Genomic DNA, 22,807 nt, shown 5'->3' with positions numbered 1-22,807 from the left:
GTGGTGCTCACGCAGAGAGCGTGGTCCCGACGAATCGACGTCCAGGCGATGAGCTCGGTTTACGTGACTACACCAACTGGCGCATCAGTGGTCACAGCAGTAAGGGGTGGACGGTGAGGCCGGGGAGCGGGAGTCGTGACGCTGGGGAGCCGTCGTGTCGCGAAGTGTGATGGTCGAGGCATCCGGGCGCCTGTCGCACATATTCGCTTCGGCTGATATTTCGAGAAATTGAATGGCGGGGAAAGGCACCGTGTACGGCGCCTTTCGCGCTACTTCTCCTTGATGGCGAGCACGGACTTCACCAGCCCGGCCAGCCGTTCGAAACGTATTTCCGACGACGGGAAGTAGTGCCGCATCTCGGTGATGCTGAGCAGTTCCACCTCCATGACGATGTTGCGCGCGGCATCCCGGTCGGAGGTGGGGGTGTGGACCAGCGGCCAGCGGCGCAGGAGGGCCGTACGTGCGGCGATGGGGAGATATTGGAACCCCGGGAACAGGAAGTGCGGCTCCACGGGGAAGTAGCGGTACGGCGTCTGCACCCAGTGGCGCTCCGCCAGCCGGTGGACCGCGTCGGCGAAGAGCTGACGGCGCAGGTGCCCCCCGACGTGCTCGATGACCGCGTTGGAGAACACCAGGTCATATTGGGTGTCGAGGATTCTCGCCGACAGGTCGCAGGCGTCGGCCACGTCGGCCCTCAACCACCCGGGAAGGTCGGCCGGGGGCGTTTCCAGGTTGACGATCTGCACGTGCGCCGGCTGCACGGGCGCCCGCAGCCAGGCGCTGGCCGTGCCGCCGAGGTCGATGACCGACATGCTTCCGAGGTCGGGGAAGCTCTGCGCGAACCAGTCCCAGCGCCGGGCCCGGGCCTTGGCGCCGAGCGAGTCGGGGGCGTCGACGAAGCGGCTCCGGAGAGCGTTCAGACGGCTCATGCTTCTCCTTGGCGGGGAGTTCGTGGGGGCACGGCGGCTGGTGGCCGTGGATCTGCCGGATTCGGCACGTTCCAACGAGACCGCCCAACTATCGCAGAACGCGTCCGGCCACAGTGGGCACTGGTGCCATTCGATAGCGCACTGAGATGAGAGGTGCGACCCTTGGCACCGTGGAGCAACTGAGCATCGAAGACGCGTATCTGTACACCCCGGCCGTCCACGAAGACGACAGAGGAACGTTCCTGGAGTGGTTCCGGGCGGACGAGCTGTCCTCTGTCACCGGCCACGGGCTGAACCTCGCCCAGGCCAACTACTCGGTCTCCCGGCGTGGCGTCCTGCGCGGCGTGCACTTCGCGGACGTGCCGCCGGGCCAGGCCAAGTTCGTCACCTGCGTAAGCGGCAGCGTGCTGGACGTCGTGGTGGACGTCCGGGTGGGGTCCGCGACCTTCGGCCAGTGGGAGGCCATCGAGCTCGACGACGACAACAGGCGCGGCGTCTACGTCAGCGAGGGGCTGGGCCACGCGTTCATGGTGCTGAGCGAGCAGGCCACCGTGATCTACGTGTGCTCCGAGCCGTACACCCCCGCGCGCGAGCACGGGGTGGACCCGCTGGACCCGGAGCTCGGCATCGCCTGGCCGGCGGAGCTGGAGCCGCTGATGTCCCCCAAGGACGTCGCCGCCCCGACGCTCGCGCAGGCGATGGAGAAAGGTCTCCTGCCGCGGTACGAGGACTGCCAGGCGTACTACGCGGGGCTGCGCGTCCGCTGACCTGTGAGGCCGCACACGGTGTGATCATGGTGTGACGCGGGGTTTTGGCCGCGATGGATAGTCTAATTGTGTTGCCTAAATCAAGGTTTCCATACTGTATTCGGCCGATTAACCGGATAAAGGGCTGGATCGGGTTGTCTCATCGTTTCCCAACCGCAACAATAGCCTCGCACTGAAACATGATAGGAGTCCGGCGCCCGGGCGCCGGAGGTGGAGGCTTGGGCCAGTGAGCAACTCCCGACATTCGGACGGACCGCGCCGCCGGCGCCGGTCGGCGTCCGCTGAAACAGGGTCCGCGGGGTCTTCCCGGTTCCCCGTCGTGGGACGGGTGTCGTTGCTGGCCGCCGCCGTGCTGCTGGGGGCGACCGTCACGGTGGTGGTCGTCAACCGTGGGTCCGACGCTCCCGCCCCGACCACGAACGCCGCGCCCGTCGCGGCCGAGGTGACCCTGGAGTCCAGTCTCTGGAAGTCGCAGAAGGCCGTGAAGGGCAAGACCCAGGCCGAGAACACCCCGCTGGAGCTCGGCACCCGGTTCAAGGCCAGCCGTGACGGCGAGGTCGCCGGCGTGCGGTTCTACAAGCCCGCCTCCGAGCGCGGCGCGCACCGCGGAAGCCTGTGGGACGCCGACGGGAAGCTCCTCGCCAAGGTGACCTTCACCGGCGAGAGCCGCAGCGGCTGGCAGCAGGCGCTGTTCTCCGAGCCGGTGCCCATCGTCGCGGGCCGGGTCTACACCGTCTCGTACCACACGAAGAACGGCGGGTACGTCGCCGCTCCCGGAGCCCTCGAAGACCCCGTCACGGTGGGCCCGCTCACCGCCCAGGCGGGCGTGTTCGCCCCCACCGCGAAGGCGGCCTTCCCGTCCCGGCGGCACCGGGCGCACGTCAACTACTGGGTCGACGTCGTCTTCCGGCACCGGGAACGCCGCAACATCCCCCGGCCGACCCAGCAGCCCACCGACGGCGTCACGGCCGGCCCGACCGTGACCCCCACGACGGGCGACCCGAGCGTCCCGCCGACGTCCCAGCCCGACGGCTCCGCGACCCCCACGGTCAGCGAGTCAGGCGGGCCGTCCGACGGCGTCACCTCGACGCCCACGGCGTCCGGCCCGGGCACCCCGACGGCGACCCCGACCAGGACGCGCACGTCGAGCCCCAGTCCGTCGCCGAAGCCGTCGCTCACCGCGAACCCGACGAACCAGCCGACCAAGGACCCCACGCCCACGGCGAAGCCGACCCAGACGACGACGCCTCCGCCCACCGGTGGCTTCCCCGGAGCCTCCGACACCGGCGTGCCCTCCGGCACGAACCTCAAGCAGAGCAAGTCGATCACCGTCACCAAGGACGGCACGGTGATCGACGGCATGGAGGTCAGCGGCGAGATCAACGTCGAGGCCGACAACGTGACGATCAAGAACACCCGCCTGGCGGCGTCGCCCGGCGACTGGGGAATCATCCAGCGCCAGGGCCACAGCGGCCTGACGGTGGTCGACAGCGAGATCTTCGGCAACGGTAAGGACCGCACCCAGTTCGCCATCCTGAACCAGGGCGGCGACCTGACGGTCAGGCGCGTCGACATCCACACCATCAGCAACGGCATCCTGACCGAGCAGGGCCTGGTGGAGGACTCCTACCTCCACGATCCGAAGTACTTCTCCGGCGACCACACCGACATGATCATGTGTACGAGCGGGCCGCCGTCGGGCAAGACGCTGGTGATCCGCGGCAACACGGTCATCAACACCCTGGAGCAGACGGGTGCGATTGCGCTCTTCCAGGACTTCGGGGTGGTCCGCAACGTGACCGTCGAGGGCAACTTCCTGGCCGGCGGAGGCTACTCCCTCTACGGCGGCGCGGGTAGCAAGGGCACCTCGTCCAACATCAAGGTCATCAACAACGTCTTCAGCCGCGACGTGTGGGCCAAGGGCGGCTACAACGGCCCCGTGGCCTACTGGGACAAGGGCGCGCCGGGAAACGAGTGGAAGGGCAACGTCTGGGAGGACGGCAAGGCCGTACCCGAGGGCGGCTGAGCCCGGCCGTAGTTCACAGCGCATGAGGAAGCCCTCCACGGATCTCCGTGGAGGGCTTCCTCATGCGGCGATGTTCAGGCTTTCAGCCTGGCCAGGCTGTTTCAGCCCACGCTCCAGGTGTCGCCGCCGCGCAGCAGGTCGCTCAGCCGGCCGGGGCCACGCTCGGCCACGGCCTCGTCGAGCTGCTCGGCCATCAGCGTGTCGTACGCCGGGCGGTCGACGGACCGGAAGATGCCGATCGGCACGTGCTCGAACGCGGGCTCGTCGAGCCGCGACAGCGCGAACGCCAGCGACGGGTCGGGGTTGTGCGCGTCGTGGACGAGGATCTCGCCCTCGGGCACGCTCGCCCGGTCGACGACCTCGATGCCGCCGTTGGCCGCGCGCCGCACCGCCTTGGAGGCGGACACGATCGGCAGGCCGTGCTCCAGGCGCAGCGTGATGTCGTCACGCTGCTCCGGGTCCTTCAGCGGCTCGAACGCGTTGTCGTTGAAGATGTTGCAGTTCTGGTAGATCTCGACCAGGCTCGTGCCCCGGTGGGCCGCCGCCTCGCGCAGGACCGACTGGAGGTGCTTGCGGTCGGAGTCGAGCGTGCGGGCCACGAAGCCCGCCTCGGCGCCGAGGGCGAGCGAGATCGGGTTGAAGGGCTTGTCGAGCGAGCCCATCGGCGTCGACTTCGTGATCTTGCCGACCTCGGACGTCGGCGAGTACTGGCCCTTGGTCAGGCCGTAGATGCGGTTGTTGAACAGCAGGATGTTCAGGTTGACGTTGCGGCGCAGCGCGTGGATCAGGTGGTTTCCGCCGATCGACAGCGCGTCGCCGTCTCCCGTGATCACCCATACGGACAGGTCGGGGCGGGACGCCGCCAGGCCGGTCGCGATCGCCGGGGCCCGGCCGTGGATCGAATGGAACCCGTAGGTGTTCAGGTAGTACGGGAATCGGGAGGAGCAGCCGATGCCCGAGACGAACACGATGTTCTCGCGCTTGAGCCCCAGCTCGGGCAGGAAGCCCTGGACCGCGGCGAGGATGGCGTAGTCACCGCAGCCGGGGCACCAGCGCACCTCCTGGTCGCTCTTGAAGTCCTTGAGGGTCTGCTTCCCGTCGGCCCGGGGGATGAGGGCGAGCCCGGTGCCTGCCCCCGCGACCGTGCCGGTGATGAGCCCGTTCGTCGCGATGTCACTCACTGTCGATCACTTCCTGGATCACTCCGGCCAGCTCCTCGGCCTTGAAGGGAAGACCGCGCACACGGTTGTAGCTGATGATGTCGACCAGGAAGCGCGCGCGGAGCAGCAGTGCGAGCTGGCCGAGGTTGATCTCCGGCAGCAGCACCTTGTCGTACGAGCGCAGCACCTCGCCGGTGTTGGAGGGCAGCGGGTTCAGGTGGCGGAGGTGGGCCTGCGCGACCTTCGCGCCGGTCTTCCTGACCCGTCGCACCGCGGCCGCGATCGGCCCGTACGTCGAGCCCCAGCCGAGGACGAGCACGCGGGCGTCGCCCTCGGGGTCGTCGACCTTCAGCTGCGGGATGTCCTGCGCGATGCCGTCGATCTTGGCCTGGCGGAGCCGGACCATGAGGTCGTGGTTGTTGGGGTCGTAGGAGATGTTGCCCGTGCCGTCGGCCTTCTCGATGCCGCCGATGCGGTGTTCGAGCCCCGGCGTGCCGGGCACGGCCCACGGCCGCGCCAGCGTCTGCGTGTCGCGCTTGAACGGCAGGTACGTCTCGCCGTCGTCGCCGTTCGGCTCCACCGTGAACTCGATGGAGAGATCGGGCAGGTCGTCGATCTCGGGCAGCCGCCACGGCTCGGAGCCGTTCGCGAGGTAGCCGTCGGAGAGCAGCATGACCGGAGTGCGGTACTTCACGGCGATGCGCGCCGCCTCCAGCGCCGCGTCGAAGCAGTCGGACGGTGTCGCGGGCGCCACGATCGGCACCGGTGACTCGCCGTTGCGGCCGTACATCGCCATGAGCAGGTCGGTCTGCTCGGTCTTGGTGGGCATGCCCGTGGAGGGCCCCGCCCGCTGGACGTCGATCACCAGCAGCGGGAGCTCGGTGGTGACCGCGAGGCCCACGGTCTCGGCCTTGAGCGCCACGCCCGGACCCGACGTCGTGGTGACGCCGAGCGCGCCGCCGAACGCCGCGCCCAGGGCCGCGCCGACGCCCGCGATCTCGTCCTCCGCCTGGAAGGTGCGGATGCCGAACCGCTTGTGCTTGGACAGCTCGTGCAGGATGTCGGAGGCCGGGGTGATGGGGTAGGAGCCGAGGAACAGCGGCAGCTTCGACTGGACCGAGGCCGCGATCAGCCCGTAGGCCAGGGCCTGGTTGCCGGAGATGTTGCGGTAGAGACCCGCCGCCAGCTTGGCCGGCTTGATCTCGTACGACACCGAGAAGGACTCGGTGGTCTCGCCGTAGTTCCACCCGGCCTGGAAGGCCGCGACGTTGGCCTTCGCGATGTCGGGCTTCTTGGCGAACTTGGCTTCGAGGAACTTGACCGTCGCCTCGGTGGGCCGGTGGTAGAGCCAGGACAGCAGGCCGAGCGCGAACATGTTCTTGGCGCGCTCGGCGTCCTTCTTGGAGACGGCGAAGCCTTCGAGGGCCTTCACCGTCAGCGAGGTGAGCGGGACGGCGTGCACGCGCCACTCGGCGAGCGAGTCGTCGTCCACCGGGCTCTCGGTGTAGCCGACCTTCTGGAGGTTGCGCTTGGTGAACTCGTCGGTGTTGACGATGATGTCGGCCCCGCGCGGCAGGTCGCCGAGGTTGGCCTTCAGCGCCGCGGGGTTCATGGCGACGAGGACGTTGGGGGCGTCGCCCGGGGTCAGGATGTCGTGGTCGGCGAAGTGGAGCTGGAAGCTCGACACGCCGGGGAGCGTGCCTGCGGGGGCGCGGATCTCGGCGGGGAAGTTGGGGAGGGTGGAAAGGTCGTTCCCGAACTGCGCGGTCTCCGCCGTGAAACGATCACCGGTCAGCTGCATGCCGTCGCCGGAGTCGCCCGCGAAGCGAATGATCACGCGGTCGAGTTGCTGAACCTGCTTGGTCACAGCTCGGTCCTCCTCGACGCGCTCAGGCGCCGTCGCTCGTGGCACGTATTCTTTTCCATGCTAGATCCCTTGGGGCTGCGCGGGCTTCTTGACGCATGCGCGCCGAAGGAGTGTGACCTATCTCCCTGCGACGGCAGCGATGTCTTCGTCGGCCGCGTCCGCGGGGGCATCGGGGGCGATGCCCGCGGCACGCGGTGCGCCCTGAGGCCGGGGCGGCTCAGGTCGAGACGCGGTCGGCTCAACTCGGACGCGGTTGGCTCAGATCAGGACGCGGTTGGCGACCGACGCCGAAGGCGTGGTCACGACCGGAGACGGCTCCGCGTACACAGCCCTGCGGCAAGCCTGCACAGGTCAACGTGCAAGCGGGAGTAGAGCACGTTTCGGGTCACGGTGACTAACTATATGTCCCTCGGGCCCATGGATCCGAGAGCCGCACTCCGGATCCCACTAGTGCGGCGGCGCCGCGGCGTAGACCTGACCCGGCTCCATCCCGCGCGAGCCGTACAGCTCGGGGACCGTCACGAAGGCGTAGCCGCGCGACGCCAGAGCCTTGAGCGTCTTCGGCAGGGCCCGCAGGGTCGCGGAGCCGCCTTCGTGCATCAGGATGACCGATCCGGGCCGCGCCCCGTCGATCGCCCGGCGGGCGACGGCGGCGGGGTCGGGGTCCCTCGCGTCCCCCGTGTCCAGGGTCCATCCGACGATCGAGAGCCTCAGGGCGCGGGCCACGGTCACGACCTGAGGGGTGAGCCCGCCGTACGGAGCCCGGAGCAGCGCAGGCGCGGGGCCGGTCGCGCTGAGCATCATCTGGGTGCGGCCCAGCTCGTCGGAGATCTTGCGCATGTCGAGGGTGGCCAGGTCGCGGTGGGACCAGGAGTGGTTGCCTATCAGGTGGCCCCCGTCGGCGATCCGCCGCAGCAGGGCCGGTTGCGCCTCGGCGTTCGCGCCCACGGTGAAGAAGGTGGCGCGGGCGCCGTACTCGGCGAGGATGGACAGCAGCCGGTCGGTCTGCGGGCCGGGGCCGTCGTCGAAGGTCAGCGCCACGCACCTGGTGGCGGCGCAGTCCACGGAGTGCCCGGCGCCGGTGGTGCCGGGAACGGGGGTCGACTCAGGCGGCGGGCTGTTGGGGATGGAGTCCGGGGTGGCGGAGTCCACGACCTCCATGGTCCGGCGGCCGAAGTCCGACAGCAGCGGCGCGGCCTCCTGCTTGGGGACGGCGACCGCGATCCGGCCCATCCGCGCCGGGGCCACCTGGCCGTCGTCGAACTCGGCCACGAGATCGCCGTGCGGGTTGAAGTTCAGCGAGTCGAACATCGCCCGGTCGGGCTTGACGGCGTCGACCTTCGTCCCCTGGCCGAGGGCCCAGACGCGGTTCTGGACGATCTCGGCCAGCGTTGAGAGCGCCTTGGCGTCCTTCAGGAGGTCGGCGGAGTCGTGGACGCGCCGGGCGGCCTGGTCGTACCACAGCGTGCTGAGGGAGTTCCGCCATTCCGTCCCGGTGAACAGGCCGGTGCGCATCCGTACCCCGAACACGCCGCCGGAGGCCGCCGTCAGCTGCCATCCGACGTTCAGCTCGGGGGGCGTGCCGCCCTTGGGCCGCGCGCGCCTGTCCTGGGAGAAGCGGCGTATGGCGGCCGAGGTGGTCTGGCGGAGCCTCTCGGCGAGTTCGGGGGCCGAGGCGGGGGTGGGATAGCTGACGAAGACGTGGTGGTCGGCGGAGTCGTCGGAGACCGTCCGCACCGGCAGCTCTCCGATCTCGGAGGGGGCGACGAAATTGATCGTGGTCGGCTGCGCGGGGAGCGTGGTCGGCTCGTCCTCGAAGCTGAAAGGCAAGGTGACTCCGCACCCGGCGGTGACCGCGATCAGAACCGCGATTCCTCCGGAGCGAAGCAGGCGGGACATGGCTGCCAGACTAAGCACGCTATATGCGGATTTACTTGTATTTTGCGGGATGAGAGACTGGCTTTTGACCGCGACGGGTAGTCCTTGGGTGACGGAAAGCGATTTCCCGACCAGGGGTCTCGCCCCTTGGGAGCCGCACTCGGCAGGGCTACCATCAAGGCGCCGGTTCTGCCGGGTGAGCATCGTCGCCGCGCTCGCGTCGCGCCGGCCGCATGGGTGAGGAGGCTGTATGAGCGGATATTTCGGTTCTTACGCTGTCGTCGCCGTGCTGCTCGCCATCGGGGCCGCGATCTTCGGCGGGGCCCTGTTCGCCAACCGGATGCTCCGCCCGAGCCACCCCACCCCCGAGAAGTCCCTGACCTACGAGTGCGGGGTCGACCCCGTCGGCGAGGGCTGGGCGCAGTCCCAGATCAGGTACTACGTCTTCACCTATCTCTATGTCGTCTTCGCCGTCGACGCCGTTTTCCTGTTCCCGTGGGCGACGGTGTTCGCCGCGCCGGGCTTCGGCATGGCCACGCTGGTCGAGATGTTCGTCTTCCTGGCTTTCATCGCCATCGGCATCCTTTATGCCTGGCGCAAGCGCGTACTCGCCTGGACCTGACGGAGAGGGGAGAATGGCTCCATGGCCGCCAGCGATCTCCCGATGCCCACCGTGGGGCCGGCGTCCCGGCTCGCCCCCAAACCGATGCGCTTCATACTCAACTGGGGGCGGCGCTACTCGCTGTGGGTGTTCAACTTCGGGCTGGCCTGCTGCGCGATCGAGTTCATCGCCACCTCGATGGGCCGTCACGACTTCATCCGGTTCGGAGTGATCCCCTTCGCCAACGGGCCGAGGCAGGCCGACCTCATGATCGTCTCGGGCACCGTCACCGACAAGATGGCCCCGGCGGTCAAGCGCCTGTACGAGCAGATGCCCGACCCCAAGTACGTCATCTCGTTCGGCGCCTGCTCCAACTGCGGCGGCCCCTACTGGGACTCCTACTGCGTGACCAAGGGCGTCGACCAGATCATCCCGGTCGACGTGTACGTGCCGGGCTGCCCGCCACGGCCCGAGGCGCTTCTGCACGGCATCATGAAGCTCCAGGAGAAGATCGCCGGGGAGTCGCTCGGCGAGCGCTACGCCTCCCCGGAGCACCGGCCGGACGTGAACCGGTGAGAGCCGCGATCGAGGAGCGGTACGGCTCGCGCGCCGAGGTCTCCGAGGCGTTCGGGGAGACGACCGTCGACGTCGGCACCGGCGACTGGATCGACCTGCTGACCTTCGCCCGCGACGACCTCGGGTGCGTGTTCTTCGACTGGCTGACCGGGGTCGACGACCCCCCGGGCGGGTTCTCCGTCGTCGCCCACGTCTTCGACCCCGTCGAGCACGCCCATCTGCTGCTCCGCACGCGGGTGCCGCGCGAGGACCCCCGGCTGCCGAGCGCCACGGGCGTCTACCGGGGCGCCGACTGGCACGAGCGCGAGACCTTCGAGATGTTCGGGGTGATCTTCGAGGGCCATCCCCACCTGGTGCCCCTGCTGCTGCCCGACGGGTTCGAGGGCTTCCCGCTCCGCAAGGACTTCATCCTCGCCTCACGGGTGGCCAAGCCGTGGCCGGGCGCCAAGGAGCCCGGTGAGTCGGGCCAGGGCTCGCCCAGCCGCCGCAAGACCCTGCCGCCCGGCGTGCCCACCGACTGGGGGCCCTCGGCGGCCACGCCGCCACCGGTCCGCGGCCCCCGCGCCGTACGCGACCCCCAACCGGAACGGCCCGCGCGGCCGGAGCAGCCCGTACGTCCGGAGCAGCCCGTACGTCCGGAGCAGCCGGCGCGGCCGGAGCGGCTCGTGCGGCCGGAGCCGCCGGAGCGGGGGGAGGAGGGCGATGGCTGAGGTGCTCGATGTCGCCGTCCGCCTCGTGGTGATCGTCATCGCGTTCCTGACGCTGCCCCTGATCGTCGGGCAGACCGAGCACAAGGCCATGGCCCACATGCAGTCGCGCCTCGGCCCCATGTACGCCGGCGGGTTCCACGGCTGGGCCCAGCTCATCGCCGACGGCGTGAAGTTCGCCCAGAAGGAGGACGTCATCCCGCTGGCGGCCGACCGCCGGGTGTTCTCCCTCGCACCGGCCGTGGCCCTGGTGCCGTACCTCGTCGTGATGGTCGTCATCCCGGTCGGCCCCGGCCTGTTCGGCGCCGACCTGGACGCCGGGCTGTTCTTCGTGCTCGCGGTGATGGGCATCGGCGTGCTGGGCTCGATCATGGCGGGCTGGTCGTCGGCCAACAAGTACTCCGTGCTCGGCGGCATGCGCTCGGCGGCCCAGCTCATGTCGTACGAGCTGCCGCTCGTCCTCGCGGCGTCGTCGGTCGCGATGGCGGCGGGCACGCTGTCCCTGCCGGGCATCGTGGAGGCGTGGCGGTGGTGGTGGCTGCCGTGGCAGGCGATCGGCGCGGTGGTGTTCTTCGTCGCCGGCCTCGCCGAGCTGCGCAGGCCGCCCTTCGACATGCCGATCGCCGAATCCGAGATCATCATGGGCCCGATGACGGAGTACACCGGCATGCGGTTCGCGCTGTTCATGCTCGCCGAGTACGCCGGCATCGTGGTGCTCTCGGCGCTGACCACCGTGCTGTTCCTCGGAGGATGGCACGGGCCCCTGCTGCCCGGCCCCGTCTGGACGCTGATCAAGATCTTCGTGCTGGCCTTCGTGGTGATCTGGGTCCGCGTCAGCTTCCCCCGGCTCCGTGCGGACCAGCTGCAGAAGCTGGCCTGGATCGGCCTGGTGCCGCTCGCGCTGTTCCAGCTCGCCCTGACCGGGGTGGTCAGGGTCCTCGCCGGCTGAGGGGACGCCGCGACGTCAGCGGCCCAGCATCGTGCCGCCGTTGACGTGGAGGATCTGACCCGTGACGTACGCGGCCTCGGGGGAGGCGAGGTACCTGATGGCCGCCGCGACCTCGCCCGGCGTGCCCGGCTTGCCGTGCCTTCCAAACACGATCTCGCAGGGCCACGATCCTCGCGGACGCGGCTCGGTCGGGTGGGGCCGGTCAGTGGACGATGGCGAGCATGACGTCGGAGGCGGTGGGGCGGTCCTCCGGGCGCTTCTCCAGGCACTTTCCGACCACCTGGGCCAGCGAGTCGGGCAGTGCGGACAGATCAGGCTGCTTGGTGAAGATGCGGTTGAACACCGCCGCGATGTTGTCCTCTCCGAAGGCCGGGCTGCCCGTCGCGGCGAAGATCATCGTTGCGGCCCAGCTGAACACGTCGGACTCCGGTCCGACGCGCTCTCCCGACACCTGCTCGGGGGACATGTAGGCGGGGGTGCCGATCACACCGCTGGAGGTCGCGGTGGCGTTGTCGAGCACGCGGGCGATGCCGAAGTCGACCACGCGGGGGCCGTCGGCGCCGATCAGGACGTTGCTCGGCTTGAAGTCGCGGTGCACGATGCCGGCGCGGTGGATCGCGGCGAGGGCGCCGACCGTTCCGAGCGCGAGCCGTACCAGGCCGTCGTGGCCGCGCGGCCCGCGCTCCCGTACGAGCTGCTCCAGCGACGAGCCCTCGACGTACTCGCTCACGATGTAGAGACGCTCGCCGGCGATATCGGCGTCGATCACGCGGGCGGTGGAGAACGGCGCGACCCGCCGGGCGGCCTCGACCTCGCGCAGGAACCGCTGCTGGGCCCCGGTCTCCGCGGCCAGGCGAGCGTGCAGCACCTTGATCGCGACTCGGGTGCCATCGGGCGCCTCACCCAGGTAGACCGCGCCCTGGCCGCCTTGCCCGAGGCTTCCGATCAGGCGGTAGCGCCCGATGTGGTCGGACTCCCCGGCGGGCAGCGGTCCGGGCGCCTGTGTGGGCAGCGTCGAAGCGCCCTGCACGCTGGCGGGTGTGTTGCCCGAGGCGGAGCCGGGAAAGGTCGCCTGGCTGGGTGCGGGCGGGCCCGTGGTGATCGGGTTCGGCACCAGCCGGTGATCCTGCCGGGGCCCCTGCTGGTACCGCTCCTGATCCTGAGGCGGCCGCTGCTGGCCGTATTGCTCCTGGGAGTGGTGTTGCGGGTGAGGCTGTGCCGGAGGCCGCGGTGTGGCATGCGGATGCCGTTGCGTGGCCGGTTCGGGCCGCTGATGGTTCGGAGGCCCGGTGAGGTGCTGCTGGTTCGCAGGGCCGCCCGTGTGCTGCTGGTTCTGGTTCTGGTTCTGGTACGGGGGCGCGGGCTCGTGAGGGGGGTACGGCCCCGACGGGTAGGACGCCGGGCGGTAGGCCTGCGGCGGGGACGGCGGGAAGGACGCGGGGCGGGGAGCGCCCGGTGCGAAGACCGCCGAGCGGATCGCCAGGGAGTGGATGAGCCCGCCGATCCAGATCGTGAACAACCCGAGGACGACGAGGAGGCTCGCCCACTCGGGGAACGTCGGCGCGTTGCCGTAGGCGACAACGAGCACGCAGAGCACGAACAGGCTGAGGAAGTACAGCAGCGCGGCCACCGCGAGCATCGGCGAGCGCTTGCGGAAGGCCGCGTAACCCATGGTGAACGGCGTGGCGATCCCGCAGGTGAACAATGGAGCCAGTGCCCAGACGAGGCTGATCGCGGTGTTGGGCTGGGAGGGCCTGGCTAGCTGCATATCGCGAAGAATACGGAGATAGCCCGCGTTACGCATGTTTTTGCCGCCACAGTGATACCGCCGAGACCCCCGCAGCGGCCAGGGGCCCGGGCCGGATCTCACGATCCGAGACCGGGCCCCTGGCCGGACGGCACGAAAGCGAGGTTCGATCCGGCGACGCGGTCCGGTGCGTGTGCGGTCCGGCCGGGGAAAGAGGGCGTGCGGGCGGTCAGGGAAGGTAGATGGTGAGTTCGACCAGGTCAGCGGTGATCTGCGGGGGAAGGTCCACGGCGATGGACACATCTTCGGCGGAGATGAAGCCCCCGACGCCGGCCCTGGCCTCGACCACGCGTCGCGCCAGCTCGGTGGTCATCCCCGGCAGGCTCGCGATCACCTCGGCCGGCGCGTGGTTCATGTCCACCAGCCCGCCGTCGTCGTACTGGCGCGGGAGGTCGGGGCGGCCGATGCGCAGCTCGCGGGCCAGCGCGGGGTCGCGTTCCACGAGGTCGCGGGCCTGCTGCCTGAGCTCGCGACGATGCTGGGCGTGGGCCACGGCATGGTCGTTGGGGGATTCCGAGCGGTCGAAGACCTGCTTGCGGATGATCAGCGACTGGATCGTGCCTCCGAGCCAGCTCCCGCCCGACCCGAGCATGGCGGCAAGCACCAGCCACGCTGGTGAAGGGCCAGGGCCGTCCGTCACCACGGCGACCACGAGGGTGAGCATGCCGATGGCGTAGATCGCCGCCGACAGGCCGATCATCGTGCTCCGCAGCTTCGCCGCCGCGTACCCGAGGGTGAAGGGCGTCGCGACACCGCACGTGAGCAGTGGTGCGAGGGCCCAGAACACGCTGGCCGCGCCGGGGCCGCCCGGGGGCTGAGGCGGAGGAACGTGAGGCGGGAACGGCGGCGGCTGGGGGAGGTGCCCGTGGGGATCACTCGGTGTCCGCGGTTCGTGCGGCCCGGGAGCCGGCCGGTTGTACGGCGCGAGACCGTGCTGGCCGGGATGCGGGGGAAGGAACGGCCCGTTGCCGTTCCGGGGATCCTGCGGCGCGTAGGGGGGACGGCTCTGCTCCTGGCCGGGCCGGCCGTACGGAGAACGCCCTTGCCCGGGGCCTGGCCGGCCGTGCGGCGACCGGCCCTGCTCGGGCCCACGCTGGTTGTGCGGCGCCGGCGCGCCGTGCTCGGAACGGGGGGCCGTATGGGGAGTGGGTCCCTGGTCCTGGTGCGGCCGGGCCTGAGGGGCCGGGGTCGTGCCCGGCAGCGGCCGGCTCGTCTGGCGAGGCCGTGGAGCGGTCGGACCGTTCGGATCACCTGGCTCAGGGGGAGGGCCTCCCGGCGGCCCCGATCCCGGGCCCCCGTGGCCGTTGGTCGGGTGCATAACGCGAAGGATACGGGCTTCCCCAGAGTGCCGCATCGGCCAAAGGGACCACATGTTGGGGTGATAAATCCCCCAAAATCGTGACTGATTTAGGAAAACCGGGAGCCGGTGAGGGCTCGCGCATTCACGAGGACGCCCATGTAGGCCATGATGTTGAACCGTGGCTCGTATACCAGGAGAAGGGCTGGCGAAGGGTCTGGCCGTCACCCTTCGCCACATGCTGAGCAGGGCGGACACCCAGCAGTACCCCGAGGTTCGCCCTGATCTGCCACCCCGCGGTCGCGGCGTCATCGCCCTGGTCGAGGAGAACTGCACGGTCTGCATGCTGTGCGCCAGGGAGTGCCCCGACTGGTGCATCTACATCGACTCCCACAAGGAGACGGCGCCGGCCCCCGAGGGCGGGCGTCCGCGCGCCCACAACGTGCTCGACCGGTTCGCGATCGACTTCTCGCTGTGCATGTACTGCGGGATCTGCATCGAGGTGTGCCCGTTCGACGCGCTCTTCTGGTCGCCGGAGTTCGAGTACGCCGAGTACGACATCCGTAACCTCCTTCACGAGAAGGACAGGCTCGGCGAATGGGTCCAGACGGTCCCCGTTCCGCCCCCGCACGAGCCGAACGCCGAGCCGCCCAAGGAGGTCGCGGCGGCCTCCCGAGGCGCCGCCCGTCCCGCTCGCGACCGTCAGGACCCGGAGCGAGGTACGGCGAAGCCCGCCCGCCCGGCCACCCCCGAACGCCCGGGAACGGCCGCCCCCGAACGCCCGGAAGCGGCCGCCCCCGAAAGACCGGAAAGGCCAACCCCCGAACGCCCGGAAACGGCCCCTCGCGAAAGACCGGAAAAGCCCACCCCTGAACGCCCGGAAACGGCCATCTCCGAACGTCGGGAGACGGCCGCCCCCGGACGCCCGGGTACGGCCCGCCCGAGTGGTGGCGCGGCGGCCGTTCGGGCGATCCGGCCCCCCGGCGCGCTGCCGAAGAAGCGGGCCCCTGCCGAACCACCCGCGGGACCCCCCGAGCCGTCGAAGGATCCGGGGACGGGGAAGGAGCCGCCAGAGTCGTCTGGGACGGTGGCGGAGTCGTGAGGGTGGGGGAGTCGTGACGTCGGCGGTGCCGGGCCTCTGGCCGCCGACCGCGCAGGAGGTCGTCTTCCTGCTGCTCGGTGTGATGGCGGCGGGGACGGCGCTGCTGGTCGTCACCACCCGGCAGATCGTGCACGCGGCCCTGTGGCTCGTCGTCTCGTTCGGCGCGCTGGCCGGGTGCTACCTGGTGCTCACCGCCGAGTTCGTGGCCTGGGTCCAGGTCCTGATCTACGTCGGGGCGGTCGTGGTGCTGCTGCTCTTCGGCATCATGCTGACCCGTGCGCCCATCGGCCCGTCCACCGACCTGAACTCGGGTAACAGGGTGGCGGCCCTGGTGGTCTCGGTGGCGACGGCGGCCGTTCTCGTCACCACCGTGATCGAGGGCTTCCGCACCGCCTACACCCCGCTGGAGCCGGGTGGCGGCGCCGCCTCGTCGCTCGGGGCGAGCATCTTCAGGGACTGGGTGCTGCCCTTCGAAGCGCTTTCCGTGCTGCTGCTCGCCGCGCTGATCGGCGCGATCGTGCTCTCCCGTACCGACATCGGCGGAAAGGACTGACGTGCACGTCGTCTATCCCGCCGTGCTCGCCGCACTGCTGTTCTCGATCGGCGTGTACGGCGTGCTCGCCCGGCGCAACACGATCCTCGTGCTGATGTCGGTGGAGCTGATGCTCAACGCGGTCAACGTGAACCTCGTCGCGTTCGACGTGTGGCTCAGGGACAGGCTCCACGGGGGCCAGGTACTGACCCTGTTCGTCATCGTGATCGCCGCCGCGGAGCTCGGGCTGGGCCTGGCGATCGTCCTCGCGGTGTTCCGCAACCGGCGGACCGTCGAGATCGACCACGTCCGCGATCTCTCCGAACCCGCCGACGCCGAGCCCGAGGCAGCCGCCGACGCCGTGCCGGTGAGGGACGGTGCGCTGTGACCGGGGTGGCAGGCGCCGTCGTCCTGCTGCCGTTCCTGGCGGCGGTGGCGGGGCTGCTGGGTACGCGGCGGCTCTGGGGTGGCGGCCCGCCCGGGTCGATCGAGCCCGCCGTCTACAGGAGGGCGGCGTGGATCGCCGTCGTGCCCACCGCGATCTCGGCCGCGCTGGCGATCTGGCTCCTGACGTACCTGGCGACCACACCACGCCGGTTCACGTCCTTCGTGGAGCACCCGGCCGGGACGGGCCGGCTCCCCGCCGCCGTCCAGGGCACGCTCACGGTGATCGACACGGGCGCGATCCCGATCACCGCGGGTCTTCGCGTGGACGACCTGGCGGCCCTCGTCGCCGTCCTGGTGACCGTGGTGGCGCTGGCGGTGCAGGTGTATTCGATCGGATACATGCGCCACGAGCCGCGCTACCCCTCCTTCAGCGCCTTCATCAGCCTGTTCACCAGCGCCATGCTGCTCGTCGTCTACGCCGGTGACCTGCTGGTCCTGTACGTGGGCTGGGAGATCATGGGACTGTGCTCGTACCTGCTGATCGGCCACTGGTGGGAGGACCGGGCGAACTCGCGGGCGGCGGTGAAGGCGTTTCTCGTCACGCGCCTCGGTGATGTCGGCTTCCTGTTCGGCATCTTCACGCTCGGCTTCGCCGCCGGCGGCTTCCGGATCGACGACGTGATCGCCAAAGTGCCCACCATGTCCACCGGCACGCTGGTGACCGCGACGATGCTGCTCCTCCTCGGAGTCGCGGGCAAGAGCGCCCAGGTGCCGCTGCACACCTGGCTGCCGGACGCGATGGCCGGTCCCACGCCGATCAGCGCGCTCATCCACGCCGCCACCATGGTCGCGGCCGGCATCTTCGTCGTCGCCCTGCTCTACCCGGCCTTCCTGGGCGCCGGGCCGACCCTCGACCTGCTCGCGGTGCTGGCGTCCGCCGGGATGCTCGGCGCCGCGCTGGCCGCCCTGGCCCAGGACGACCTGAAACGGGTGCTCGCCTACTCGACGATCAGCCAGCTCGCGTACATGGCGGGAGCACTGGCCGCCGGCTCCGACCAGGCGGCGATCTTCCACCTGGTCACGCACGGGGCGTTCAAGGCGCTGCTGTTCCTCTGCGCGGGCGCGGTGATCCACGTCGTCGGGTCGAACCTGATGAGCGACATGGGCGGGCTCCGGCGCTCCATGACGGTCACCTTCCCCGCCATGACCATCGGGTTCGCCGCCCTGATGGGGCTGCCCCCGGCCAGCGGCTTCTTCAGCAAGGACGCCGTGCTGGCCGCCGTCGAGCACGCGGCGGCAGAGGGGGCGCCGCTGACCGACGCCGCGGCCTGGCTGCTGTACGGCTGTGCGCTGCTCACCGTCGCCGTGACCGGCGCGTACGCGGCCCGCGCCTGGCTGCGGACCTTCTTCGGCGAGAGCCGTGTGCGGCAGGTCGCGCTGCCCGAGCCCGAGCCGGGGGTCGCGCACGTCTGGGACGGTCGTGAGGCCCCGGCGTCGATGCTGTGGCCGATAGGCGTGCTGGCCGTTCCCGCGCTGCTGCTCGGGTTCGCCGGGGTGGGCCTGGTCGACTGGTCGTCCGCGGTGATCAGCCTCCTCGTCGCGCTGCTCGGCGCCGGTGCCGTGTACGCGGCGTGGCGCGCCGACCCGGCGGCCGATCCCGCTCGCCTGCTGGGACCGCTGCGGGTGCCCTGTGAGCAGGCGTTCTACGTGGATTCCGTGTACTACAGGGTCTTCGTCGTCCCGGTCCTGTGGCTGGCCCGCCTGGTGGCCCGTACGGATGACACGGTCGTGGACGGCGCGGTCCGCGGTTCGGGCGGTGTCGCGATCGGGGTCTCGGGGCTGCTGCGGCGCCTGCAGACGGGCAACGCCCAGCTCTACCTGACGGGCGTCCTCGCCGGCGTGCTGATCATCGCGGTGGGAGCGGTGGTGCTCGGATGAGTGCGATCATCATCGGGCTCCTCGCCGTCCCCCTGGCCGGCGCGGCCGTTCTCCTGCTGCTCACCCGGCCCGCGCGGCTTCTGCGGTGGTACGGGCCGGCGGTCTCCGGGGTCACGCTGGTGCTGGCCCTCGTGCTGGCCGGGTCGTTCGACTACGGCCGGGCGGCGCGGGCGCAGTTCGAGATCGACCATGCGTGGATCCCCGGCCTGGACCTGCGATTCCACCTGGGCGTGGACGGGGTGTCGCTCCCGCTCGTGGTCCTCACCGCGCTGCTGACGTTCCTGTGCTTCCTGTACCTCGTCCGGCACCGGCCGGAAGGCGGCAGGTCCGGGGCGCTGGCCTTCACGCTGCTGGTGCTCGAAGTCGGCATGATCGGGACGTTCCTCGCGCTCGACCTGCTGCTGTTCTTCGTCTTCTTCGAGATCGTGCTGATCCCGATGTACTTCGTGATCGCCATCTGGGGCGGCAAGGAACGCAGGGGGGCGGCGGTCAAGTTCATCCTGTACACGCTGCTCGGCTCGGCCGTACTGCTCCTCGGACTGCTCCTGATCTGGGCCCACACCGGCACGCTGGACATGGTCCGGCTGGCCGGGGCGCACGGCGCCGGGATACCGAGGGCGGCGCAGATCCTGGCGTTCCTCGCCGTGGGCGCGGGACTGGCCGTCAAGGCGCCGATGTGGCCGCTGCACACCTGGCTCCCCGCCGCCCACACCGAGGCCCCGACGGTCGGATCGGTGCTGCTCGCGGGCGTGCTGCTCAAGATGGGCACGTACGGCTTCGTGCGCATCGCGATCCCCGTCCTTCCCGAGGGGGCCGCGGTGCTCGCCCCCTGGCTGGGGGCCTTCGCCGTCGTCGGGATCGTGTACGGCTCGCTGGCCTGCCTGGCGCAGCGCGACCTCAAGCGCATGATCGCGTACTCGTCCGTGGGGCACATGGGGTTCGTCCTGCTGGGCCTGGCCACGCTGACGCCTGTTGGGATGAATGCCGCATTGTTCGGAAATATCGCCCACGGGCTGATCACCGGGCTGCTGTTCTTCGTCGCTGGGGCGATCAAGGAGCGGTACGGCACGTCGGAGATGTCCCGGCTGGGCGGGGGCATGCTGGCCCGCCTGCCGTACCTGGGATCCCTGCTGACGTTCGCCTGCGTCGCCTCGCTGGGACTGCCCGGGCTCGCGGGCTTCTGGGGGGAGATGCTGGCACTGCTCGGCGCCTTCCACCCGGCTCCCGGCCTGTCCCGGCCGCTCTTCCTCGTCTTCATGGTCGTCGGCGGCATCGGCACCGTGCTGACGGCCGCGTACTTCCTTCTCATGCTCTCCCGTGTCACCCACGGCAGGCCGGACGAACCCGTCCCGCGGCTGGGCGATGTGAGCCCGTACGAGCTGGCCGCCTGGACTCCCTTGGTCGTCCTCACGGTGGCGCTGGGGCTCTGGCCGAAGGCGCTCCTCGCCGTGACCGATCCCGCCGTCCGGGCCTTCCTGGGGGCGCCATGACCCAGTCCATCGACTACGCGGCGATCGCGCCACCCCTGATCCTGGCGGTGGCGGCCGGGCTTGTGCTCCTGCTGGACGCCTTCCTGCCGCGCACGCCCCGTACCCTCCCCACGCTCGGCCTGGTCACGCTGGCGGGCGTGCTCGCCGCGCTGGCGGCCGTCGTGGCGCAGGCCGCGCGGGGCGCCCGGCCGCGCACGTTCTGCGTGCCCGCCGATGCCGCGGGCGGGCGGCCGTCGTGCTCGTTCGTGGTCGACGACCTGACGCTCGTCTTCGGCGCCGTCGTGCTCGCCACCGCCGTGGTGGTCGTCCTCCTGTCCTGGACGCAGCTCGCCGAGGGCGGCATCCCGGCGGGCGAGTGGTACTTCCTGCTGCTGTGCACGCTGACCGGCGCCGTCACGCTTCCCGCGTCCCGCGATCTGATCATGTTGGTCGTCGCGCTGGAGCTCGTCTCCCTTCCGGTCTTCGCCCTGACGGCCCTGAAGCGCTACGACGCGCGCGGCTCCGAGGCGGCGCTGAAGCTGTTCCTGGTCTCGGTGATCTCCACGGCGGTCATGCTCTTCGGCGTCTCGCTCCTGTACGGCCTGACCGGTGCCGTCCATCTCGACCGCGTCGCCGCCAGGCTCGGCGGCTCCCCACCAGCCGCGCAGTTGGCCTCCTTGCCCGCGGGCGTGCCCAGCGGGGTGCTGACGGTCGCCGTCGTGCTCGTGCTCGCCGGGTTCGCCTTCAAGGTGGCCGCCGTCCCGTTCCACTTCTGGGCGGGAGACGTCTACCAGGGCGCGCCCGTGCCGGTGGCGGCGCTGCTCTCGGTGATCTCCAAGGCCGCCGGGTTCGCCGGTCTGATCGTGGTACTGACGATCGCGCTGGCGGGCCACGCGGCGCTCTGGGCGCCGATCGTGGCGGTCCTCGCCGTGCTGACCATGACCGTCGGCAACCTGCTGGCCCTGCGGCAACGCCATGCCGTACGGCTGCTGGCGTGGTCGTCGGTCGCGCAGTCCGGCTACATCCTCGCTCCGCTCGGCGTGGCGGGGAAGTCGGCCGCCTCGGCCTCCATCGCGTACCTGGCGATCTACGCCGCGATGAACGCCGGCGCCTTCGCGGTCGTGATGCTGGTGAGCCGTACCAGGGAGCGCGACGAGCTGGACGACTATCGGGGGCTGGCGTTCCGGAGCCCCGCGGCGGCGCTCGCGCTCGCGTTCTTCCTGATCTGCCTGGCCGGGCTGCCGCCGGGGCTCGCGGGGCTGTTCGCCAAGGTCGTCGTCTTCCGGGAGATCGTCCACGGTGGCCTCGGCTGGCTGGCCGTGGTCCTGGCGGTCAACACGGTCATCGGGCTCTACTACTACATCGCCTGGACCGCCCGCCTGTTCGCCCCCGCGCCGCTGCCCGTGCCAGGGCGAGGTGTCCCCACGCGGCCGGTGACGATCGCCGTCGCCGTGGCGCTCCTTGTCTCCCTGGCCTTCTCCGTCGCGCCGCAGCTTGTTCTGTCCGCCGTACGCTGACGTGCGCACTGACCCTCGTCTGACCAGGGATGGGAACGTTTGAGCAGGCCGCGAACGTTGCCAGGGAAGAGCGCAGCATCCGAGAGGGGGAAGCGTGCACAACAACGGCCTGCGAACCGCCGTCCTTCTGGGCGCCCTGTCCGCGGCGATCCTCGCGGTGGGAGCGTGGCTCGGAGGCGGCCGAGGTGTGCAGCTGGCCGTCCTCATCGCTCTGCTGACCAACGGCGTCGCCTACTTCTTCTCCGACCGCATCGCCCTGTCCGCCATGCGGGCGCGTCCGGTCAGCGAGGTCGAGCAGCCCGCGTTGTACCGCATCGTCCGGGAGCTCTCGACGGACGCGCGGCAGCCCATGCCGAGGCTCCACATCTCGCCCACCATGCAGCCCAACGCCTTCGCCACGGGGCGCAACCCGCGCAGGGCGTCGATCTGCGTCACGTACGGCATCCTGCAGCTGCTCAACGAGCGGGAGCTCAGGGGCGTGATCGCTCACGAGCTGTCCCACGTCTACAACCGCGACATCCTGATCTCCTCGGTCGCGGCGGCGCTCGCCACGATCATCACGTACTGCAGCTACATCGCCGTCTTCTTCGGCGGCTCCGACGACGACGAGGGACCGGGCTACATCGGCGCCCTCCTGATGATGATCCTCGGCCCGGTCGCGGCCGGCATGATCCAGATGGCGATCTCCCGGTCCAGGGAGTTCCACGCCGACGAGTCGGGCGCCATGCTCACCGGTGACCCCCTCGGGCTCGCTTCGGCGCTGCGCAAGATCGAGCTGGGAACGCGCAGCCTGCCGCTCCCCGAGGAGAGCCGCCTGACCTCGGCGTCCCACCTCATGATCGCCAACCCCTTTCGCGGAGCGGGGGTCGGACGGCTGTTCTCGACCCACCCCTCCACGGCCGCCCGCGTCGCCCGCCTCGAAAGCATGGCCGGCTACCGCCGCTAATGGAAGCTACCGGGTCGGCTGATCGGGCAGACTCGGTGCCTGGTAGCCGCGAGTGAGTGAGTACTTCCAACCGCTGGACCGATCTTGAGTCCTGGGGTCAGACCGTGCCCTCACCCGTGGTCGGGGGCCTTGATCACTGATGGGATGTCGTGCCCGCCCCTATGGGGGCGTGAGTACTGGTCCATTAGCACGCCGACCGGCTCCTGCAGGCTGCTTGATCGTGTAGTCGAGGGGTTGGAGGATCGGGTGCTGTTCGTCGGTGATGACTGGGCTGAGGACCATCACGACGTGGAGGTGCAGGACGAGCAGGGCCGGGCGGTCAAGCGGGCCCGGCTGCCCGAGGGCGCTGCCG

21 protein-coding genes are annotated in these 22,807 nt (G+C 70.3%); 13 read left to right on the top strand and 8 right to left on the bottom strand.

Annotated features, from left to right (window positions below; translation table 11 throughout):
• Positions 1-269: 269 nt before the first annotated feature.
• Positions 270-929, bottom strand: coding sequence for a class I SAM-dependent methyltransferase (locus tag AB0B89_RS03760; protein WP_358547610.1), 660 nt, complete (start codon positions 927-929; stop codon positions 270-272).
• A 170-nt stretch (positions 930-1,099) separates the two neighbouring features.
• On the opposite strand from AB0B89_RS03760, the gene rfbC reads away from it, so the two are divergent.
• Both rfbC and AB0B89_RS03750 read left to right on the top strand, forming a co-directional pair.
• Positions 1,100-1,696: a dTDP-4-dehydrorhamnose 3,5-epimerase gene (gene rfbC / locus AB0B89_RS03755; RefSeq protein ID WP_358547608.1), complete on the top strand. Its 597-nt coding sequence runs from the start codon at positions 1,100-1,102 to the stop codon at positions 1,694-1,696.
• A 328-nt stretch (positions 1,697-2,024) separates the two neighbouring features.
• The gene (locus AB0B89_RS03750; RefSeq protein ID WP_358547606.1) at positions 2,025-3,722 is read left to right on the top strand and encodes a DUF4082 domain-containing protein; all 1,698 of its coding nucleotides are present in this window, start codon (positions 2,025-2,027) and stop codon (positions 3,720-3,722) included.
• A 101-nt stretch (positions 3,723-3,823) separates the two neighbouring features.
• Here AB0B89_RS03750 and AB0B89_RS03745 read toward each other — a convergent pair whose 3' ends face one another.
• The 4 genes from AB0B89_RS03745 to AB0B89_RS03730 all read right to left on the bottom strand — a co-directional run bounded on the left by AB0B89_RS03745 (position 3,824) and on the right by AB0B89_RS03730 (position 8,648).
• Entirely contained in the window at positions 3,824-4,894 is a 1,071-nt protein-coding gene (locus AB0B89_RS03745; protein ID WP_358547754.1) for a 2-oxoacid:ferredoxin oxidoreductase subunit beta, read from the bottom strand.
• Position 4,895: 1 nt separating this feature from the next.
• Complete coding sequence (locus AB0B89_RS03740) at positions 4,896-6,749, bottom strand: 2-oxoacid:acceptor oxidoreductase subunit alpha (RefSeq protein WP_358547603.1); 1,854 nt, start codon at positions 6,747-6,749, stop codon at positions 4,896-4,898.
• A 299-nt stretch (positions 6,750-7,048) separates the two neighbouring features.
• The gene (locus tag AB0B89_RS03735) at positions 7,049-7,126 is read right to left on the bottom strand and encodes a putative leader peptide (RefSeq protein WP_358547751.1); all 78 of its coding nucleotides are present in this window, start codon (positions 7,124-7,126) and stop codon (positions 7,049-7,051) included.
• Positions 7,127-7,196: 70 nt separating this feature from the next.
• Complete coding sequence (locus tag AB0B89_RS03730; RefSeq protein ID WP_358547600.1) at positions 7,197-8,648, bottom strand: polysaccharide deacetylase family protein; 1,452 nt, start codon at positions 8,646-8,648, stop codon at positions 7,197-7,199.
• Between the two features lie 229 nt (positions 8,649-8,877).
• Here AB0B89_RS03730 and ndhC point away from each other — a divergent pair, with 229 nt between their 5' ends.
• From ndhC to nuoH, 4 genes are all read left to right on the top strand, one after another.
• A complete protein-coding gene (ndhC, locus tag AB0B89_RS03725) occupies positions 8,878-9,249 on the top strand; it encodes an NADH-quinone oxidoreductase subunit A (RefSeq protein WP_358547597.1) in 372 nt (123 codons plus the stop codon).
• An 84-nt stretch (positions 9,250-9,333) separates the two neighbouring features.
• Positions 9,334-9,804, top strand: a complete 471-nt coding sequence (locus AB0B89_RS03720) for an NADH-quinone oxidoreductase subunit B family protein (RefSeq protein ID WP_358547748.1) — start codon at positions 9,334-9,336, stop codon at positions 9,802-9,804.
• Entirely contained in the window at positions 9,801-10,514 is a 714-nt protein-coding gene (locus AB0B89_RS03715) for an NADH-quinone oxidoreductase subunit C (protein ID WP_358547594.1), read from the top strand. The genes AB0B89_RS03720 and AB0B89_RS03715 overlap by 4 nt, the downstream gene beginning before the upstream one ends.
• The gene (gene nuoH / locus AB0B89_RS03710) at positions 10,507-11,460 is read left to right on the top strand and encodes an NADH-quinone oxidoreductase subunit NuoH (RefSeq protein WP_358547591.1); all 954 of its coding nucleotides are present in this window, start codon (positions 10,507-10,509) and stop codon (positions 11,458-11,460) included. Before AB0B89_RS03715 ends, nuoH begins: the two co-directional genes overlap by 8 nt.
• A gap of 15 nt (positions 11,461-11,475) precedes the next feature.
• Here nuoH and AB0B89_RS03705 read toward each other — a convergent pair whose 3' ends face one another.
• The 3 genes from AB0B89_RS03705 to AB0B89_RS03695 form a co-directional block, all read right to left on the bottom strand.
• Positions 11,476-11,610, bottom strand: a complete 135-nt coding sequence (locus tag AB0B89_RS03705) for an SDR family oxidoreductase (RefSeq protein ID WP_358547588.1) — start codon at positions 11,608-11,610, stop codon at positions 11,476-11,478.
• Positions 11,611-11,662: 52 nt separating this feature from the next.
• Positions 11,663-13,228, bottom strand: coding sequence for a protein kinase (locus tag AB0B89_RS03700; RefSeq protein ID WP_358547586.1), 1,566 nt, complete (start codon positions 13,226-13,228; stop codon positions 11,663-11,665).
• 208 nt (positions 13,229-13,436) lie between these two features.
• On the bottom strand, positions 13,437-14,054 hold the full coding sequence (locus AB0B89_RS03695; RefSeq protein WP_358547583.1) for a helix-hairpin-helix domain-containing protein: 618 nt from the start codon (positions 14,052-14,054) through the stop codon (positions 13,437-13,439).
• Positions 14,055-14,802: 748 nt separating this feature from the next.
• Between AB0B89_RS03695 and AB0B89_RS03690 the strand changes: the two genes are divergently transcribed.
• The 7 genes from AB0B89_RS03690 (at position 14,803) to htpX (ending at position 22,455) form a co-directional block, all read left to right on the top strand.
• Positions 14,803-15,666: a 4Fe-4S binding protein gene (locus AB0B89_RS03690; RefSeq protein WP_358547581.1), complete on the top strand. Its 864-nt coding sequence runs from the start codon at positions 14,803-14,805 to the stop codon at positions 15,664-15,666.
• 13 nt (positions 15,667-15,679) lie between these two features.
• Positions 15,680-16,219 carry an NADH-quinone oxidoreductase subunit J gene (locus tag AB0B89_RS03685; RefSeq protein ID WP_358547578.1) on the top strand — a complete coding sequence of 180 codons (540 nt, stop codon included), beginning with the start codon at positions 15,680-15,682 and terminating at the stop codon, positions 16,217-16,219.
• A 1-nt stretch (position 16,220) separates the two neighbouring features.
• Entirely contained in the window at positions 16,221-16,586 is a 366-nt protein-coding gene (nuoK, locus tag AB0B89_RS03680) for an NADH-quinone oxidoreductase subunit NuoK (protein ID WP_358547575.1), read from the top strand.
• Positions 16,583-18,523, top strand: coding sequence for an NADH-quinone oxidoreductase subunit L (locus AB0B89_RS03675; protein WP_358547572.1), 1,941 nt, complete (start codon positions 16,583-16,585; stop codon positions 18,521-18,523). The genes nuoK and AB0B89_RS03675 overlap by 4 nt, the downstream gene beginning before the upstream one ends.
• Positions 18,520-20,013: an NADH-quinone oxidoreductase subunit M gene (locus tag AB0B89_RS03670; protein WP_358547569.1), complete on the top strand. Its 1,494-nt coding sequence runs from the start codon at positions 18,520-18,522 to the stop codon at positions 20,011-20,013. The genes AB0B89_RS03675 and AB0B89_RS03670 overlap by 4 nt, the downstream gene beginning before the upstream one ends.
• Positions 20,010-21,509 (top strand): NADH-quinone oxidoreductase subunit N, encoded by a 1,500-nt coding sequence (locus AB0B89_RS03665; RefSeq protein ID WP_358547566.1) that lies wholly within the window; start codon positions 20,010-20,012, stop codon positions 21,507-21,509. The genes AB0B89_RS03670 and AB0B89_RS03665 overlap by 4 nt, the downstream gene beginning before the upstream one ends.
• 94 nt (positions 21,510-21,603) lie before the next feature.
• Positions 21,604-22,455, top strand: coding sequence for a zinc metalloprotease HtpX (gene htpX / locus AB0B89_RS03660; protein WP_358547563.1), 852 nt, complete (start codon positions 21,604-21,606; stop codon positions 22,453-22,455).
• The last annotated feature ends 352 nt before the right edge of the window (positions 22,456-22,807 follow it).

The sequence above is a fragment of the Sphaerisporangium sp. NPDC049002 genome, assembly GCF_040649355.1.
Classification (GTDB): Bacteria; Actinomycetota; Actinomycetes; order Streptosporangiales; family Streptosporangiaceae; genus Sphaerisporangium.
Note: the sequence above shows the minus strand (reverse complement) of the source record. Positions and strands in the feature narration are given on the sequence as shown.